At 67.6% G+C, this 16,140-nt stretch carries 16 protein-coding genes and 2 pseudogenes; 16 read left to right on the top strand and 2 right to left on the bottom strand.

Annotated features, from left to right (window positions below; genetic code table 11):
• Positions 1-99: 99 nt before the first annotated feature.
• The 4 genes from AACG61_RS20635 (at position 100) to AACG61_RS20620 (ending at position 6,231) form a co-directional block, all read left to right on the top strand.
• Positions 100-1,944, top strand: a complete 1,845-nt coding sequence (locus AACG61_RS20635) for a DUF927 domain-containing protein (RefSeq protein WP_411840573.1) — start codon at positions 100-102, stop codon at positions 1,942-1,944.
• Positions 1,945-2,323: 379 nt separating this feature from the next.
• A complete protein-coding gene (locus AACG61_RS20630) occupies positions 2,324-2,833 on the top strand; it encodes a hypothetical protein (protein ID WP_411840572.1) in 510 nt (169 codons plus the stop codon).
• Between the two features lie 149 nt (positions 2,834-2,982).
• Positions 2,983-4,023, top strand: a complete 1,041-nt coding sequence (locus AACG61_RS20625; protein ID WP_411840571.1) for a GIY-YIG nuclease family protein — start codon at positions 2,983-2,985, stop codon at positions 4,021-4,023.
• Between the two features lie 45 nt (positions 4,024-4,068).
• Positions 4,069-6,231 (top strand): AAA family ATPase, encoded by a 2,163-nt coding sequence (locus AACG61_RS20620; protein ID WP_411840570.1) that lies wholly within the window; start codon positions 4,069-4,071, stop codon positions 6,229-6,231.
• Positions 6,232-6,801: 570 nt separating this feature from the next.
• Here the strand turns inward: AACG61_RS20620 and AACG61_RS20615 are convergent.
• Positions 6,802-7,242 (bottom strand): RrF2 family transcriptional regulator, encoded by a 441-nt coding sequence (locus tag AACG61_RS20615; protein ID WP_411840569.1) that lies wholly within the window; start codon positions 7,240-7,242, stop codon positions 6,802-6,804.
• Between the two features lie 91 nt (positions 7,243-7,333).
• Between AACG61_RS20615 and AACG61_RS20610 the strand changes: the two genes are divergently transcribed.
• The 6 genes from AACG61_RS20610 (at position 7,334) to AACG61_RS20585 (ending at position 13,296) form a co-directional block, all read left to right on the top strand.
• On the top strand, positions 7,334-8,731 hold the full coding sequence (locus tag AACG61_RS20610; RefSeq protein WP_411840568.1) for an MFS transporter: 1,398 nt from the start codon (positions 7,334-7,336) through the stop codon (positions 8,729-8,731).
• Positions 8,728-9,366 carry an SAM-dependent methyltransferase gene (locus AACG61_RS20605; RefSeq protein ID WP_411840567.1) on the top strand — a complete coding sequence of 213 codons (639 nt, stop codon included), beginning with the start codon at positions 8,728-8,730 and terminating at the stop codon, positions 9,364-9,366. The genes AACG61_RS20610 and AACG61_RS20605 overlap by 4 nt, the downstream gene beginning before the upstream one ends.
• Before the next feature lie 94 nt (positions 9,367-9,460).
• Positions 9,461-10,210, top strand: coding sequence for a zinc ABC transporter ATP-binding protein AztA (aztA, locus tag AACG61_RS20600; RefSeq protein ID WP_411840566.1), 750 nt, complete (start codon positions 9,461-9,463; stop codon positions 10,208-10,210).
• On the top strand, positions 10,210-11,076 hold the full coding sequence (gene aztB, locus AACG61_RS20595; RefSeq protein ID WP_411840583.1) for a zinc ABC transporter permease AztB: 867 nt from the start codon (positions 10,210-10,212) through the stop codon (positions 11,074-11,076). The genes aztA and aztB overlap by 1 nt, the downstream gene beginning before the upstream one ends.
• 19 nt (positions 11,077-11,095) lie before the next feature.
• Entirely contained in the window at positions 11,096-12,007 is a 912-nt protein-coding gene (gene aztC / locus AACG61_RS20590) for a zinc ABC transporter substrate-binding protein AztC (RefSeq protein ID WP_411840565.1), read from the top strand.
• 23 nt (positions 12,008-12,030) lie between these two features.
• Complete coding sequence (locus AACG61_RS20585) at positions 12,031-13,296, top strand: hypothetical protein (RefSeq protein ID WP_411840564.1); 1,266 nt, start codon at positions 12,031-12,033, stop codon at positions 13,294-13,296.
• A gap of 22 nt (positions 13,297-13,318) precedes the next feature.
• Here AACG61_RS20585 and AACG61_RS20580 read toward each other — a convergent pair whose 3' ends face one another.
• Entirely contained in the window at positions 13,319-13,591 is a 273-nt protein-coding gene (locus AACG61_RS20580) for a hypothetical protein (RefSeq protein ID WP_411840563.1), read from the bottom strand.
• Between the two features lie 47 nt (positions 13,592-13,638).
• Between AACG61_RS20580 and AACG61_RS20575 the strand changes: the two are divergent.
• The 6 genes and pseudogenes from AACG61_RS20575 to AACG61_RS20550 form a co-directional block, all read left to right on the top strand.
• Positions 13,639-13,981: pseudogene (locus AACG61_RS20575) on the top strand (CobW family GTP-binding protein); the annotation flags it as partial.
• Between the two features lie 333 nt (positions 13,982-14,314).
• Positions 14,315-14,416 carry a hypothetical protein gene (locus AACG61_RS20570; protein ID WP_411840582.1) on the top strand — a complete coding sequence of 34 codons (102 nt, stop codon included), beginning with the start codon at positions 14,315-14,317 and terminating at the stop codon, positions 14,414-14,416.
• Between the two features lie 3 nt (positions 14,417-14,419).
• Positions 14,420-14,647 carry a hypothetical protein gene (locus tag AACG61_RS20565; protein WP_411840562.1) on the top strand — a complete coding sequence of 76 codons (228 nt, stop codon included), beginning with the start codon at positions 14,420-14,422 and terminating at the stop codon, positions 14,645-14,647.
• Between the two features lie 91 nt (positions 14,648-14,738).
• A complete protein-coding gene (locus AACG61_RS20560) occupies positions 14,739-14,975 on the top strand; it encodes a hypothetical protein (protein ID WP_411840561.1) in 237 nt (78 codons plus the stop codon).
• Entirely contained in the window at positions 14,962-15,396 is a 435-nt protein-coding gene (locus AACG61_RS20555) for a hypothetical protein (RefSeq protein WP_411840560.1), read from the top strand. Before AACG61_RS20560 ends, AACG61_RS20555 begins: the two co-directional genes overlap by 14 nt.
• Positions 15,336-15,881 (top strand): annotated as a pseudogene (locus tag AACG61_RS20550) (IS5 family transposase); the annotation flags it as partial. The gene AACG61_RS20555 and the pseudogene AACG61_RS20550, both read left to right, overlap by 61 nt.
• Positions 15,882-16,140: the final 259 nt, after the last annotated feature.

Genomic DNA, 16,140 nt, shown 5'->3' with positions numbered 1-16,140 from the left:
CCTATACTATCACCATCACGGGAAGAATCCTGGCCCATCCCCAAGACCCATCCGACCCCCGCGCCTGTCTCCGCAGGCGCAGAGCGAGACGCCATGCCCATGAAGACCCACCCCGAGCCCGATACCGAGTCCCATGCCGAACCCCGCCGCGACCGGATCATCGCAGCCCCCGTCCAACCGGTCCGACCGTCCAACGGTCCAACCCATGCCGAGGAGCCGCAGCCGCCCGCAGGGATGAACGGCGACCAGGCCGACACCGCGCTGCGCCGCTTCTTCGAGGACCTGCATCGCACCCTGCCGCGGGGCTTCACCCTGGACGAGGACATTCCATGCATTCGCGACAACAAGAACGACAGGTTCTGCGACCCGCTGCGCGTCGCGTCTCATGCCCGCCGGACCGACGGCACGGGCTGGATGCTCGATCTGGAGATCCTCGACGGGGACATGAGGCCCTGCCGGATGTCGGTGTCGCGACCCGATCTGGACTTCAAGCCGAAGATGCTGCTGGGCGCGCTGGCCGATCGCGGCTTTCGGCTCTACTGCCTGCCGGATCATCTCCTCGGATTTCTGCATCAATGGGGCCGGGCGCCGCGCAGCTGGCGAGCGGATCACCCCGGATGGTTCGAAGCGCCACGGGACGCGCCCAGCTATCTGCGCGCTGACGGGGCCCGGCACGCCCCTGCCGCGAGCAAGGCGGAGGTCGTCCTGGCCGAGCCCCTGCGCGACCCCCGTGGCCGGTCCGGCAGCCTTGCGGGCTGGCAGGCCGAGATCGCCCGCCCGGCGATCGGCAATCCGGCACTCGTCTTCGCCATCGCCGCCGCGCTTGCCGGACCGCTGCTGCGCACGACGGGGCTGCAGACGGCGGGCTTCAACCTCTTCGGCACCGCCGCCAGCGGCAAGTCGCTGCTGCTCCATGTGGCGGCCAGCGTCATCGGCCATCCGGAGGATGCCAGCCCCTGGTCCGCCGCCACCAGCGGGCTGCATCACCTCAGCGCCGAGGCGCAGGACGGCCTGCTGGCGCTCGACGGCTATCCGCTCCAGCCCGACGGTCCGCACCGGCGCGCCCTGCTGGCGATCGGCAACGATGCCGGCGCCGGGCGGGCGCCGTCCCCGCGCGATCCGCATGGCGGTCGGCGCTGGCGGCGGGTCATCCTGTCGACCTCGGAGATTCCGCTTCGACGCAGCCTGCAGCAGGGCCGGACGATGCCCCCGGCCCCGCTCCTGCGGCGCATGATCGACCTGCCGGCCGAGGTCGGTGCACATGGGGCCGTGGCGGATCTTCACGGGGCGTCCGTCGGTGCCGGCTTCACCCGCGCCCTGGAACGCGCGCTGCTCCGGCATCACGGCCACCTTCTTCCGGCCTTCCTGGACCGGCTGATGGCGGATCCCGACAGCCATGCGGCGACCCTAGAGGCCAATCTTCAGCGCCTGACCACCCGGATCATGCAGCATGCGCAGGGCGCAGCCCCGTCTTCGCCCGCCGTGGCCTCTGCCGGGGCCGAGCGGCTGGCCCTCGTCGGCTGCGCCGGCGAGATGGCCATCCGCTTCGGCCTGCTGCCCTGGCCCGAGGGCACGGCGCGGGACGCGGCCTGTCTGATGGCCACCCTGGCGCACCACCCGCCGATGGGATCGGGCTGGGACGCCCCGCAGGCCCGGGCCGAACTGCGCCGCTATGCCGAAGGGAACGACGCCCGGATCGTCGATCTCGACGCGGCGCCGGGGCGCGCCGGCGATCACCCACCGGTGGGCTGGCAGGATCGCGATTACCTCTATCTGGCCGGTGAGCCGCTGCGCGACGAGATCGAGACGCTGGACGCGCTGCTGGAAGCCGTCGACGACATCCTGCGACCCGGCGGCGAAGCCCGCTCGAAGCAATACCGCATGCCCGCGACGAAGGTCCGCGACAGGCCCCGGGTCTATCGCTTCGACAAGGCCAGGTTGTAGGAGGCCGCATGACAGTCGATGCCCTGCAATCCAAGCTTGGCAGGCGACGTCGTCATGTAACTGATCGCGAGGCGCTATTCTTCAGCTTTCAGATAACCCTTGGCCGTCAACCAATCCGTCAGAATGATCTCCGCCATCGCGGCAACAGACCTTCGATCGTCTCTCGCGGCACTCTCCAGGGCATCCTTCAATGAAGGCAGCACTCGAAGGCCCAAGGGAGCCGATCTCGTCTCGCGTTCCGATGACATTGTTAGCAGTTTCCTGTTGACACCCGTGGCACCATCCACAATACTGACACCTGCTAACATTCACAAGCGGAGCTTCAAGGCGTTGCAGCGCCAAGAAACTCCTGACCCTGCCACTCTGTCTGGAGAATGACATGGCTGATCCGACCTCTACCACCTTCCCGCGCGTGCAGAAAGCGCCTCCTGCCGGGGCGAGCGCCCTCGCCCTCCAGTTCCTCGAGCTCATTCATGCCTGGGGCCGGCACGTGACGTCCGAGAAGAGCCTCGCCTGCACGGCGGTCACCGACCCCTATCACAAGGCGCGCCTGGCAAGCGCCGAGATCGCCCTCCCCCTCTTTCACGAGGCCCTGCTCACGACGCTGGAGGTGCCGCCCCAGGTCGCGTCGGACGGGCCTCTGCGCCGCATGGCCCTTCTGGCGGCGACCCTGGTGCGCGAGAACCGCGCATCCGCCTTCGACCGCTACCTCGCCCTGCACGACGAGTTCGCCCTGTTCTTCGCGGTCGAAGGCTGCGGCCCCGCCGCGGACAATGTCCGCCAGCTGCTCGCAGGGGCGGATCGTCGGATCTGCGTGATGGCGCGCCTGCCGCTCTATCGCGGCGAGGGTGCGGCCCAGGACGCGCTGCCCGAGCTCATCGCCGCCTGATCCCCTTCCCGTCATCCGACGGCATCCGCCGGGCCGCATGGAATGCGGGCCTCGGGGCAGCCTGCGTCCGTCCCCGACGTGACGCCTTGCCTGCCCATTGCCGGCCGATGCCGTCGTCCTTTCATCCCGATCCCGTGGGAGGACCACGCATGTCCCGATCCACCATCCCGACCATGACCTTCGGCAATCGCAGATGCGTCATCGCGCCGGGGCCCATCCATCCGCATTGGCAGAAGATCGCCGGCGACAAGGGCTTCGACATCATCGCCCGCATTCGCGACCGCTACCATCTCGGCCTGCGCCATCACGCCTGCGGCCGCGACATGATCGCCAAGCTCTATACCCTGCGCACCGCCGCGCCCCTCTGTCCGCACTGCCTGAGCGACCGGCGTCGCGAACTCTGCGACGGTGCGGGGGTCACGTTCATCGCGCCGGCACGGCCGCATTACCTCCGCATCCGGCTTCCCTGCGGTCATGAGGCGGAGCGCCAGCAGGAGTTCCTGGAACGCGTGAAGGCGGGGCAGACCGAGATCCGCTGCGGCCCCTGCCTCGAGGCCCGGCTGAAGGCCGAGGCCGAGGAGCACGGCTGGACGCTGATCGGACCCGATCCGAACGGCGTCCGCAGCCACCGCCTCTATCGTCACGTCTGCGGGCATGTCCAGCGGGTCGCGATGGCGAACATGCAGACGGGCCGCTTCACGTGTCACGGCTGTGCCGGTGCCTGGACGACGGATCCCAGCCATATCTACCTGATGCGCTTCATTCTTCGAAGCGGCCGCATCGCGGTGAAGGTCGGCTTCTCGCGCAACCCGTGGTCGAGGCTGCGCCATCAGCTTGTCACCGACCGGGACCAGGATGCCGCGCTGATCCGGGTGGTCGCCGTGCCGACCGGCCATCAGGCCCTCCGCTACGAGAAACGGTTGCACATGACCCTGCGCACCCTGTTTCCGGGTGCCGAGCTCGACCGCGCCGAGTTCGCGAGCGAGGTCCGTGTCCTCTCGGAGCTCTATTGCGGCAGCATCGAGCCCGAGGTGAACGCGCTGCTTGACGACATCGAGCTCCGGATCGCCGCCCTGAGCAGGCGCAGGGCAAAGCTGCGCCGCAAGCAGGCGCGGCATGACGAACGCCATCCCCGAAACCGCCAGCGCCGCAAGCGTCCGGCCGGCGGGCCCCAAGCCGGGCGCGGCTGACGGGCCTGCCACCCTTCCCATGACACTGAACGACAGGAGGTCGACATGACCGACCGTGACACGCAGACGGCTGCGCCGTCCCACCCCGACTGGCGCGCCTATGCCGCCGCGATCCTGGCCCGTGCCCGCGTCGAGGAGGCGCGCAACGACGCCGAGCGGGCAATTTTGCTGAAGGAGCATGGCGATGCCGCCGACGACCTGCCGCCGCTCCGGGGCGAGGGGGACGTCTCCTACACCTCGCGCCGGCAGCAGATGATGATCCTTTGCCTTGCCGCCACGATCGGTAGCGAAGCCCGGCTGCGGGAACAGCTCGAACGAAAAGCAATCGTCGCGCTCACCGACTTGCCCGATGATCTCCTGAGAGACGCGCGCCGGCTCCTGCCGCTCCTCCTGCCGCCCGGCTGGCAGATCGCCCGGACGGAGCATGAGCGCCGACGGCCCGGCGCGGTCGCGGTGATCGAACCCGGCCAGAGCTATAGCGGCTATGCGCGCGAGCAATTAGAGAAAAACCTGGTCGAGGCGCTCACGCTCGATGTGCCGCTCATCCTGCTGCTGCCCGAAGCGATGCCGGTCGCAGAAATTCTCGGCGCGGCAGATGTCCCGCGCTGGCCGTATCGCAGAATGGATCGCGAGATTGCTGCGGAGCTTCTTGCGCTGAGCTGGCCGCGATCTGACCCTGTGGCCCTTCGCGAAGAGCTGCCGCCTGATGATCAGATTGCTGGGACGCCGATGCTGCCGCTGATGCTCGCTCTGCGCAGCGACAGCGTCGAGGAGGCGGCCAGGGTGCTGCGCGACACGGTCCCCCGACCGGCACCCCGCAGCACGCCCGCCGAGGAGGCTGCCGCGGCCCGCGCCGACGCCAAGCCAAAGGGGCGCGCCCCCGACGGCATCCGCCTGGCGGATCTGGCCGGTCTGGGCCCCGCCCGCGACACGGCCATCGGCATCGTCGAGGACCTCCGCGCCTGGCAGGCGGGCGAGCTGGCGTGGGACGCGGTGCATCGCGGCATGCTGATCGTGGGTCCGCCGGGCTGCGGCAAGACCGAGCTGGCCCGCGCCATGAACCGCGAGCCGGGCATCCATCTGGAAAGCGGCAGCTATGCCCGCTGGCAGGCAAGCGGGCATCTGGGCGACATGCTCAAGGCGATGCGCGCAAGCTTCGCCAGCGCGGCCGGCCAGGCACCGTCGATCCTCTTCATCGACGAGCTCGACGCTTTCGGCTCCCGGACAGGCAGTCGCAGCACGCAGAACCAGAGCTATGACACCAAGGTGATCACCGGCCTGCTGGAGCAGCTGGACGGGATCGACGGGCGCGAAGGCGTCACGATCATCGCCGCTTGCAACCACCCCGACGCGATCGACCCGGCGATCCTGCGCGCCGGGCGTTTCGACACGCGCGTCGAGATCGGCCTGCCCGATGCCGCGGCGCTTGCGACCATCCTGCGCCAGCATCTCGGAAATGACCTGCGCGAGGCAGATCTGACCGCGCTCGGGCAGATGGCTCTCGGCCTTTCGGGGGCGGATGGCGCCGCCGCCGTTCGCTCAGCACGAAGCCTCGCCCGACGTGCGAAGCGCCCGCTGACACCCGAGGATCTGCGCACGGCGCTGGTGCCGGATCATCTCGCTCTGCCCCCAAACATGCGCCGCCGCGCGGCGGTTCATGAAGCCGGGCACGCCGTGGTCATGACTGCGCTCGGCGTTGGCGTGATCAAGGCTCTCAGGCTCAGCCAGAACGGAGGCGAGACGCGACTGCGGTGGTTCGACATCGACGCGACGCGGGGGATGCTGCAGCAGCGTTGCGCGGCGCATCTCGCCGGGCGCGCAGCTGAGATCCTGCTGCTCGGTGAGGCGAGCGGCGGCGCCGGCGGCACCGACGACAGCGATCTGCACGCTGCAACCATGCTCCTGCTGCAGCGCGATCTCTGCTTCGGGCTGGGGGGCATGGGCCATCTGTCGATCGGCGCGGCCCCGCCCGCGACGACGCTCCTCTCGCTGCCCGCCGCGATGCGCCGGCAGATGCAGCGCGACCTCGATCAGGCCCTCGCCCTGGCGCTGGATGTCCTCGGACGGCATCGGCCGCTCCTGGAGAGCCTCGCCAACGATCTCGAAGCGCGGGGCTTCCTGGCGGAGGATGACCTGGCACTGGCTCTGGCACCCATCGTCAGGGAAGCGGAGAGGTCATCACCCGGCTGTCCACAGGCTACGGCTTGATTCTTAAGGTTCTGCGCGGGTCTGCTGCAGTCCCGCGCCTTCCCTCCGAGGGTCGTTCCCGGTGCGCGACCGGACAACCGGAGAGCCAGCTTGGACGGGGAACGCCTTGAAGAGATCAAAGAAATCTGCACGACCAAGCCACGGCCAGCAGACATGAGCAGAGGAGGATCAAGAAGTGTCTTTGGAAGCTCTGCTCGCCTCGATCCGCCGAGTTGCGTTTGACGGGATAGGTCGCCCCACCTTCTGAGACCATTGTCCCCAAATCCGGCTGATGCAGAACGTGGGGCTGGCCATACTATGGGTGCGGAAATGCCATGCCGCAGGCCCGACGCGAAGGGCGGAAAGCGGATCGAGGGCGGTGCGGCAAGCCAAAGCTCGCAGGACGCCGGAGTGGACGTTCGTCGCCGGCGAAGCGCAGCCGAGGCCCAGACCGTGGCGGAGGGCGGAAAGCAGTCTGACGGCAGTGCAGCATGGGGCTTGACATCGGAGGTGAATAAACCGTCGTTCTACGAATGCCTGCAAGCCCAGGGCGGTCGGCCAAAACGGCACATCAGAAAGTCCGTAATCTGTCTAATTTGAACGCTTGCTCTTCGGCATTCTCTCCTTCACCTCCGCCTCGATCTGCGACAAGCGCAGAGCTTCGAACTGCTCGAGGATGGCCGCAGTAGCCGTCTCGATGCTGCTTGAGATCGTGGTATTCACCGACTGCTCTACTAGGCAGGACGGGCGCGGATTCGAGAAGCCGAAGGCGAAGAGGTCCGGCGAACCGAGCGAGCGATATACGTCCAGCACGGTGATCTCATCCGTGCGCCGGATGATCCGCCAGCCGCCGCCATGGCCGCGCTCAGCCTCGACATATCCGCAGTCCCGCAGCCCGGCCATAATTCGCCGCACGACCACCGCATTCGATCCGAGCATACCCGCGATCTGCTGCGAGGTCATCGGCGCATCGGTCTGCGCCATGTGCAGCAGGACATGCAGCAGGCGGGAGAGGCGGGTATCCTGGCGCATCCGGGTCCTCCCTTCGTGTAACTTTACGGATTACATGACTGGTACGGATCATGCTATCAAGATACTCATGAAGTTACATGATTCGCCCGACATGACCAATTCCTCCGCCGCCCTGCGCGGCTTCACGCCGCTGCTGATCGGCATGGCCATGACCATCGCCAACGTGCCGATGATGGCGATCGCGATGCCGGGGATCGGCGCGGATCTGGGCTTGGGCACCGAGACGCTGGCGCTGGTCGCCGGAGCCTATCCGCTGGTCGTGGCGATGCTGCTGCTGCCGGCGGGGCGGGCCGGGGACCGCTTCGGGCGGCGGCGCGTCTTCCTCGTCGGCGGTGCGCTGTTCCTGGCGGGGGCGCTTCTGGCGGCCGTCGCGCCGGGGCCTCTGCCCCTGGCCGGCGCGCGGATGCTGCAAGGTGCGGGCGCGGCGGCGCTGGCACCGCAGGCGCTGGCGATGATCCCGCGGCTCTTTGCGCCTGCGGCACAGTCCGGGGCCTTTGCGCGACTGGCGATGACCGCCTCCTTCGCGGCGGTCTGCGGGCCGCTGCTGGCGGGCGTGCTGCTGGCGGCCGCGCCGGGTTGGCTGGGCTGGCGCGCGATCCTCCTGGCCGAGGCCGCGCTGGCGCTGGCCGTGATGAGCCTCGCCGCCCGGCGGCTTGCCCCGGACCAAACCGGCACAGGCGACACCGGCTGCCCGGCCGAGATCGCCGCCTTCGCCGCCCTCATCCTCTGTCTGGTCGCGCCGCTCTCGCTCGGCCCCGCCTTCGGCTGGCCGCTGCCCGTCTTTCTTCTGCTGGCGGCCGCCCTGCCCTGCGCCGCCCTCTTTGCAGGGCTGACGGCGCGGGCCGGACCCGCGGCGCTGATCCCGCAGGCCCTGCTGCGCGTGCCGGGCCTCCGCTGGAGCCTGGTCTTCCTGCTGCTGGCCGTCTCGGCCCCGCCGGGCTTCTTCGTGGTCCTGTCGCTGGCGTTGCAGGCCGGGGCGGGCCTCGGGCCGCTGCAGACCGGGCTGGTGACGGCGGGCTTTCCAGCGGGCGTGATGGCGGGCTCATGGCTGGCCGGGCGGCTGGCGCTGCGCCCGCTGGCGCGCATGGCGCTTGGCGTCGCGCTGCTCTGCGCCAGCTTCCTGCTGATCCAGGCGGTCCTGCCAGGGCTCAGCCCCGCGCGGCTCTGGCCGCTTCGGGCCAGGATGCTGGCGGCGGGGGCGGCCATGGGGCTGACCGTCACCTCGGTCATGCAGCTGGGCATGTCGGGCCTGCCACGGGCGCTGTCCGGCGCGGGGGCCGGTGCGATCCAGACGATGCAGCAGGTCAGCATGGCCGCCTCGATCGCGCTGAGCCTTGCGGTCTATGGCGGGGCCTTGGCGACGCGACCGGGGCTAGAGGCCGCCGCGGCGATGATGTGGCTGCAGATCGGCACGACCGGCGCCGCTGCGCTGCTGGCGCTGGCCCTGCTGCGCGGACAGGCATTCCCCAAACGAGAGGCAGAGGCATGAGAGCCGATCCGCACCAAGACCCCGCAACCTTCTGGGAGGAGTTCTACCTGACCAGGCGCATATCATCGAACGGCCGCGCCACCGCGGCGCTTCAGCGGATCGCGGCGAATCTGACGCCGGGTCATTCGCTGGACTTGGGCGCCTCGCATGGCGATGACGTGATCTGGCTGGCCCGGCAGGGCTGGCAGGCGCGGGGCTGCGACATCTCGGACACGGCCATCGCCCGCGCGTGCACCCGCGCGGCCGATCAGGGGCTGGAACACCGCGCGCAATTCGAGCGCTGCGACCTGTCCGTCGCCTTTCCGCAGGGCGCCTTTGACCTGATCACCGCGCTCTATCTCCAATCGCCGGTCGCCTTGGCGCGGGCCACGATCTTGGCGCAGGCCGCCGCGCGGTTGCGACCGGGCGGTCATCTGCTGGTCCTCTCGCATGCGGCGTCGCCGCCTTGGAGCCCCGAGGCCACCCCCTCGAACATCTTCCCGACACTGACCGACGAACTGGCGGCCATCGGCGCCCCCGCGCCGGAGCTGGAGGTGCTGGAGGCCCAGATCGTCACGCGCCCCGGGCGTGGCCCCGACGGAGCCGAGGCGATGCTTGAGGACAATCTGGTGCTGGTTCGGAGACGGTCGAAGTAGCTGATGCAGCGCGCCCGCTTGCACATTAGCTGAATGTTACGTTATTACACATCGACTCAACAGGACGCTCGTTTTGGCATCGCTTTCACCACCCATGACAACCGCCAATGTCGCACTTCACGACGTGACGGCCGGATATGGCAGCCATGCCGCCATCCACCATGTAACAGGAGAGTTTGCGGTTGGCTCGCTGACGGCGATCGTCGGACCGAACGGATCGGGCAAGTCGACGCTGCTCAAGACGATCGCGGGGCTGCTGGCCCCTATGAGCGGGCACTGCAGCAGAGGCCGCAAGGCGCTGGCCTATCTGCCGCAGATCTCGGAACTGGACCGGGGCTTTCCGGCGCGGGTGCGAGACCTTGTGACGCTTGGCCTGTGGCAACGGCGTGGCCTTCTGGGCCGGCACCGCGCCGAGGATCGGACGAAGGTCACGGACGCCCTGTCGCACGTGGGCCTTGAGGGGTTCGCGAACCGGCCTCTGGACAGCCTGTCGGGCGGGCAGCTGCAGCGGACGCTGTTTGCAAGGGTGCTGGTGCAGGACGCGCAGCTGATCCTTCTGGACGAGCCGTTCAACGCGATCGACGACAAGACCATTCGCGACCTTACGGCCCTGATCGAGCATTGGCATGCCGAGGGACGCACCGTGCTGACCGTTGCGCATGACCTGGCACTGGTGCGCGCACATTTTCCGCAGACGCTGCTTCTGGCGCGCCGCGCGGTGGCCTGGGGCCCGACCTCAGAGGTGCTGACCGAGACCAATATCGCCCGCGCCCGCACCTTCCAGGAGGCTTGGAACGAGGCCGCCCCCTGGTGTGCACCCGACGCCGCATGGCGGGCCGCCTGATGTGGGATCTCTTGGTCGCGCCCTTCACTGAATTCGCCTTCATGCAGCGCGCGCTGGCGGGGGCGCTGATGCTCTCGCTCTCGGCCTGCCCGGTCGGGGTCTTCCTCATGCTGCGCCGGATGAGCCTGACGGGCGATGCCATGGCCCATGCCATCCTGCCCGGCGCGGCGGCGGGCTTCCTGATCTACGGGCTTGAAATCTGGCCGATGACGCTTGGCGGGCTGGTCGCCGGGGCTGTGGTAGCCGTCGGCGCGGGCGCCGTTGCGCGGCTGACGGTGCAGCATGAGGACGCCTCGATGGCGGCTTTCTACCTGATTTCCTTGTCGGTCGGCGTGGTGATGGTGTCTCTGCGCGGATCCAGCGTCGATCTGATGCATGTGCTCTTCGGCACGGTGCTGGCGCTGGACGATGCGGCGCTGCTGCTGATCGGGATGGTGCTGGCGGTGACAGTGCTGGCCTTCGGCATCCTCTGGCGCGCCTTGGTGGCCGAGTGCCTCGATCCACTGTTCCTGCGCTCGGTCTCGGGGATGGGGACGGCGGTGCATTTCGGCTTTCTGGCGCTGGTGGTGCTGAACCTCGTCGTAGGCTTCCAGGCGCTTGGAACGCTGCTGGCGGTGGGGCTGATGATCCTGCCCGCCGCGGCGGCCCGCTTCTGGACGCAGGCGGTTCTTCCGATGGTGGCGCTGGCCGTCCTGATCGGGGCGGCATCCTCGGCCGGGGGGCTGCTGCTGTCCTATCACTTCTCACTGCCCTCGGGGCCGTCGATCACGCTGTCGGCCGGGGCGATCTATCTGCTGTCGGTGCTGGCCGGGCCGCGCGGCCTTCTGTTGCCGCGCCTGCCGCAGCGCAACCATCGCACCGCCTGAGGCCAGGAAAGGAAAACCAATGTTTCGCCACACGCTCGCCGCCCTCGCGGTTGGCACCGCCGCCGCGCAAGCCGAACCGCCGCAGGTCGTTGCCACCTTTTCGATCATCGGCGACATGGCCGCTCAGGTCGGCGGCGACCGCATCGTTCTGGAGGTGCTGGTCGGCCCCGATGCCGATTCCCATGTCTACGAGCCGCGCCCGCGCGATGCGATGGCCGTGGCCCGCGCCGATGTGGTTCTGACCAACGGGCTGGAATTTGAGGGCTTCGTCGACCGGCTGATCGCCGCCAGCGGCACCGATGCCGCCATCATCACCCTGTCGGACAGCGCCCAGGTGCTGGAGGATCCGGCAGGCGGGCACTATCATTATATCGGCGAGCAGGCGATCTGGCACGCAGGCGCCCATGACCCCCACACCTGGCAATCCGTGCCGAACGCCCGCGCCTATGTCGGCGCCATCGCGGACTCCTTCTGCGAAGCCGATGCCGAGGGCTGCGAGGGCTACCGCGCCAATGCGGCCAGCTATACCCAGGATCTGGACACGCTGGACGTGCAGATCCGCGCCTCGGTCGATGCGCTGCCTTCAAGCCGCCGCACGGTTGTCGTCGCCCATAACGCCTTTCGCTACTTCGAGGAAGAATACGGCATCCACTTCCTGTCGCCGCAGGGCATAAGCACCGAAGCCGAGGCCTCGGCGGCCGATGTTGCAGGCCTGATCCGCGAGATCCGCGACACCAATGCCGGTGCGATCTTCGCCGAGAACATCTCGGACACGCGGCTGCTGGAGCGCATCGCCGCGGAGACCGGGATGGACCTGTCCGGCACGCTTTATTCCGATGCGCTGTCCGGACCGGCGGGGCCGGCACCCGACTACCTGTCGATGATGCGCCATAACGCCGACACCATCACCTCGGCGCTGGCCGCCGATTGATCTGTTACGAAAGAAGGAGACCCATGATGTTCAGAACTCTTGCCGGTGCCAGCACGCTGGCCTTGATGGTGGCCGGCGTCGCCGTGGCGCAAGATAGCCTCGATCGCGATCACGATCATGACCACGCCCATGATCAAGCCCATGACGGCGACGTGACGCTCTACCGCCTGTTCATCGGCGATCACGACGCGGGCCGCGTCACCGCAATCGACCTGACCGCCCCCGAAAAGCGCTGGAGCTTTGAGACCACCGGCCAAACCAAGCTGTTCCCGGTGGCGGGCGGTGCGGTCGTAGCGGCGGTGCAGTCGGACGATGACGCGGTGCATTTCTTCGACAGCGGCATCTCCTTCGAGGATCACGGCGATCACGCCGACATCGAGGTCTCGGACCCCGCGCCCTTCGATGCGAGCCTGACGGGTCCGCGTCCCTTCCACTTGGTCGATCATGACGGCAAGATCGCGATCAACTATGACCGCGGCGGCTATGCCGAGGTTCTGGATGCCGCCGCCTTGGCGCGCGGCCAAATCGAGCCTCAGCGCTTCCCGCAAGAACGCGCACATCACGGCTTCGTCGCGCCTATGGGGCGGAACTGGCTGTCCACCGTCGCCTCGGACGAGGAGGTGGCGGGCGATGCCTCGGTTCCGCGCCTTGGGCTTCAGGCCTTCGACGCCGAGGGCAATGCCACCGGCGACCTGGCTACCTGCACCGGCATCCATGGCGAGGCCTTCTCGGGCGCCTATCTGGTCGCTGGCTGCAAAGAGGGTGTCCTGACCGCAACCTCCAAGGGCGATGGCGTGGAGTATGAGCTGCTGGAATACCCTGACGATCTGCCCCAGGATGTGACCACCGGCACGATTTTGGGATCGAACGCGGTTCAGATGTTTTTGGGCAATCACGGACCCGACGGGCTGGTCGTCATCGACCCGGTCGACGAGCCGCATTTTACCCGGATCGCTCTGCCCTTCCGCCGGGTCGACTTTGCGCTCGACTCGGTCAAGCCCTCGAACGCCTTTGTGCTGACCGAGGATGGCAGCCTGCACCGCGTCAACATGCTGACCGCCGAGATCGAACAATCGGCCCAAGTGACCGAGCCATATTCGATGGATGGCCACTGGAACGACGCCCGCCCGCGCATCGCGATGGCCGGGGACGAGGTCGTGGTGACCGACCCGAATGCAGGTGTGGTGCGCCGCATCAGCACGACCGATCTGTCGGAAATCGGCAAGATTGAGGTCGAGGGCACGCCCTACAATATCACCGTCGCCGGCGGCAGCGGCGTCGTTCACTGATGCCCCTGTGCCCGGCCTTTCATCAGCCGGGCACAGCCCCAAGTCCTGCCGCGATGTCGGCAGCACTGACCTCGCCTGCGGGGCGGTGGATCACCATCACCCGGTGCGTCAGGTCCATCCCGAGGATCGTGGTCTGCGTCGCCGAGCCCTCGCAGTCTGGATCCTCGCACGGGATCTCGGTCACGCTGACCAGCACCTGCGGCGCCAGCCCGACTTCCGACCGGACCAGCCGGCGCACCCGCCCGAAATGCCAGACGGCCGCCGCCTTGTTCCGGATCTGATCTGCAAGGCTCATGCCCAACTCCGGCCCCAAGCAAACGACTGAATGACAGGACCCGCAACATGGCAGACCGCATTCCCGTCACCCTGCTGACCGGCTTTCTGGGCGCCGGCAAGACCACGCTCTTGAACCGGCTGCTGCACGACCCCTCGGCCGGGCGCATTGCAGTCATTGTGAACGAGTTCGGCGAGGCCGGGCTGGATCGAGACGACGGGCCTTGCCGATCCCGGCCCCATCCATCACACGCTGATGCTGGACGACCAGATTGCCCGCAGCTTCCGGCTGGACCGGATCGTGACAGCGGTGGATGCCGAGCTCGGCGCCGGGACACTGGAGCGGCATGCCGAGGCGCAGGCGCAGGTGGCGATGGCCGACCGGATCGTGCTGACCAAATGCGACCTCGTCGCGCCGTTGGCGCGCGCCGCGCTGGAACGCAAGCTGGACGCGCGGAACCCGCAGGCTGCCCGGCTGCAGGCGGATCGCGGCGCGCTGCCGCCAGGTTGCCTCTTCGATCTGTCGACCGGGCGCCGCAGCGGGGATGTCCTTGCCGCGCTGGAATGGGTCGGCGAGGTGGCGGACCCCTTGGCCGGGCTGTCGGATTTCAAGGCGGCAGCCCTCGCCCCGGCAGCGCTGCCGGGCTTTCCCTCGACCGCGCCGTACCATGCGCGGCAAAACAATATCGCCACTGCCTCGATCACCATCGACAGCCCGATCCCGGCGCCCGTCTTCGACCTCTGGATGGACATGCTGCTGGGCACGCAGGGCCATTCGATCCTGCGCCTGAAGGCCATCATCCATATCGAGGGCGCGCAATGTCCCTTTGTCCTGCACGGCGTTTAGCATATGCTGGAGGCGCCGGTGCCGCTGAAGGACTGGCCGAACGACGACCAGACCAGCCGCGTCGTGCTGATCGCCCGCGACCTGACCGCCGAACATCTGGCCGACTCACTGGAGCTGCCAAAGCTGAAGCCCAGCACCGCCCGTCTGGCCCGGCGCGGGGGACGCGCTGTCGCCGCCTATGATCCGATCGCACCATGCGCGAAGAACTTGGCTAGCAGGTCGCGCCGCTGACCGCCTATCGCGTGCTGTCCTTCTTGCAAGAGCTGGACTTTGTTCTTCATATCGTAAGGTCTTCGCCTCAGTCGAGGATCTGAGGCGCAGCGTGAGTGCGCCGATTACCGCCGTCACCCGCATCGCGGAGGCCGACGGCTTCCGCCCCGCCCTGCGCTTCGCGCCCCGTGAGGTGCTCTGGCACCTCACGGGGCTGGAAGACGAGGACCTACCCCCTCTTCGCCGCAGCCGATGCCTTCAGCAAGAAGCGTTGCTTAGCGATCTTCGCGCCAAACGGGCGTGGAAAATCCAGCGTCATCGATGCGCTGGAATTCTTGTTCTCGAATGACGGAACGCTCGAAAGGCTCGGGCAGCGCGCAATCAACAACAAGGCTGGACCGGTGGCGCTAGCGCACAATCTGGCTGAGGAGGAGAAGATTGTGGCGGCGGTGACGATCGGCGTGATCTCGGGCAAGGAGGCCACCAACGGCAGCCGAGCGGCTGCGGGGGCGAAGCGACCGATACCTGCGGTGGCCGCGCTTTTGAACGACTGCTTCGCGGTGTCGCCGATCATCCGCGGGCATGTGCTGCGCACGTTTGTCAAAATCCATAAGCCCGAACAGCGCTACACGGATGTCGCCAATTGGCTGCAGCTCGGCACGCTGGTTGAAGTGCAGAAGAACATTCGCTCGCTGCGCACGCAGGTGAAGTCTTCGCCCGGATCATGGTCGGCCTGGCCGCCGAGAGCGCCAGGCACAAGCCTATCATGATCGACGCGACCTCTCTCAAGGCGCACCGCACGGCCTCGAGCCTTGGGGTAAAAAAAGGGGGGTGCGGGCGCCAGATCGGGCGTACCAAAGGCGGCATGAACACCAAGCTGCACGCTGTCGCCGATGCCAACGGGCGGGCGATCGGGCCCTACATGTCGGCCGGCCAGGTCAGCGATTACACCAGCGCGGCGGTTCTGCTGGGCAGCCTGCCGGAGGCGGGGTCGCTTCTGGCTGACAGAGGCTATGACGCTGATTGCTTCAGAGAAGCTCTGAAAGACAAGGGGATAAAGGTCTGCATCCCAGGCCGGAAGTCTCGGAGGAAGGCGGTGAAATACGACAATCGGCGCTACAAGCGGCGCAACCGCATCGAGATCATGTTCGGCCGTCTGAAGGATTGGCGGCGCGTCGCCACCCGCTATGATCGGTCACCGCAGACTTTCTTCTCCGCCATCATCCTCGCGGCAATCGTCTTGTTCTGGCTGTGATCAAGAACGAGTCCTGAGCCTAGCACCGCTCCGTGATCTGTGCGACCGCATCCCGCTTAAACTGGTCTGTGAAATTGCCTGGGCCCATCATGGCCTTCTTGCGTCAAGGTTAGCGAACAAGGCGTCCAGGAAACATGGGGCTATCCAGTTGTGCAAATGGGTGCGCCCCACATCAGGCGCCCGAACAACTCCTCGCGCCGTCGTACTTGCAGCCCAATTATCACTCATCTTAAAAATAATACTCATATGATATAAATTT

The sequence above is a fragment of the Paracoccus sp. ME4 genome, assembly GCF_046736325.1.
Lineage (GTDB): Bacteria > Pseudomonadota > Alphaproteobacteria > Rhodobacterales > Rhodobacteraceae > Paracoccus.
Note: the sequence above shows the minus strand (reverse complement) of the source record. Positions and strands in the feature narration are given on the sequence as shown.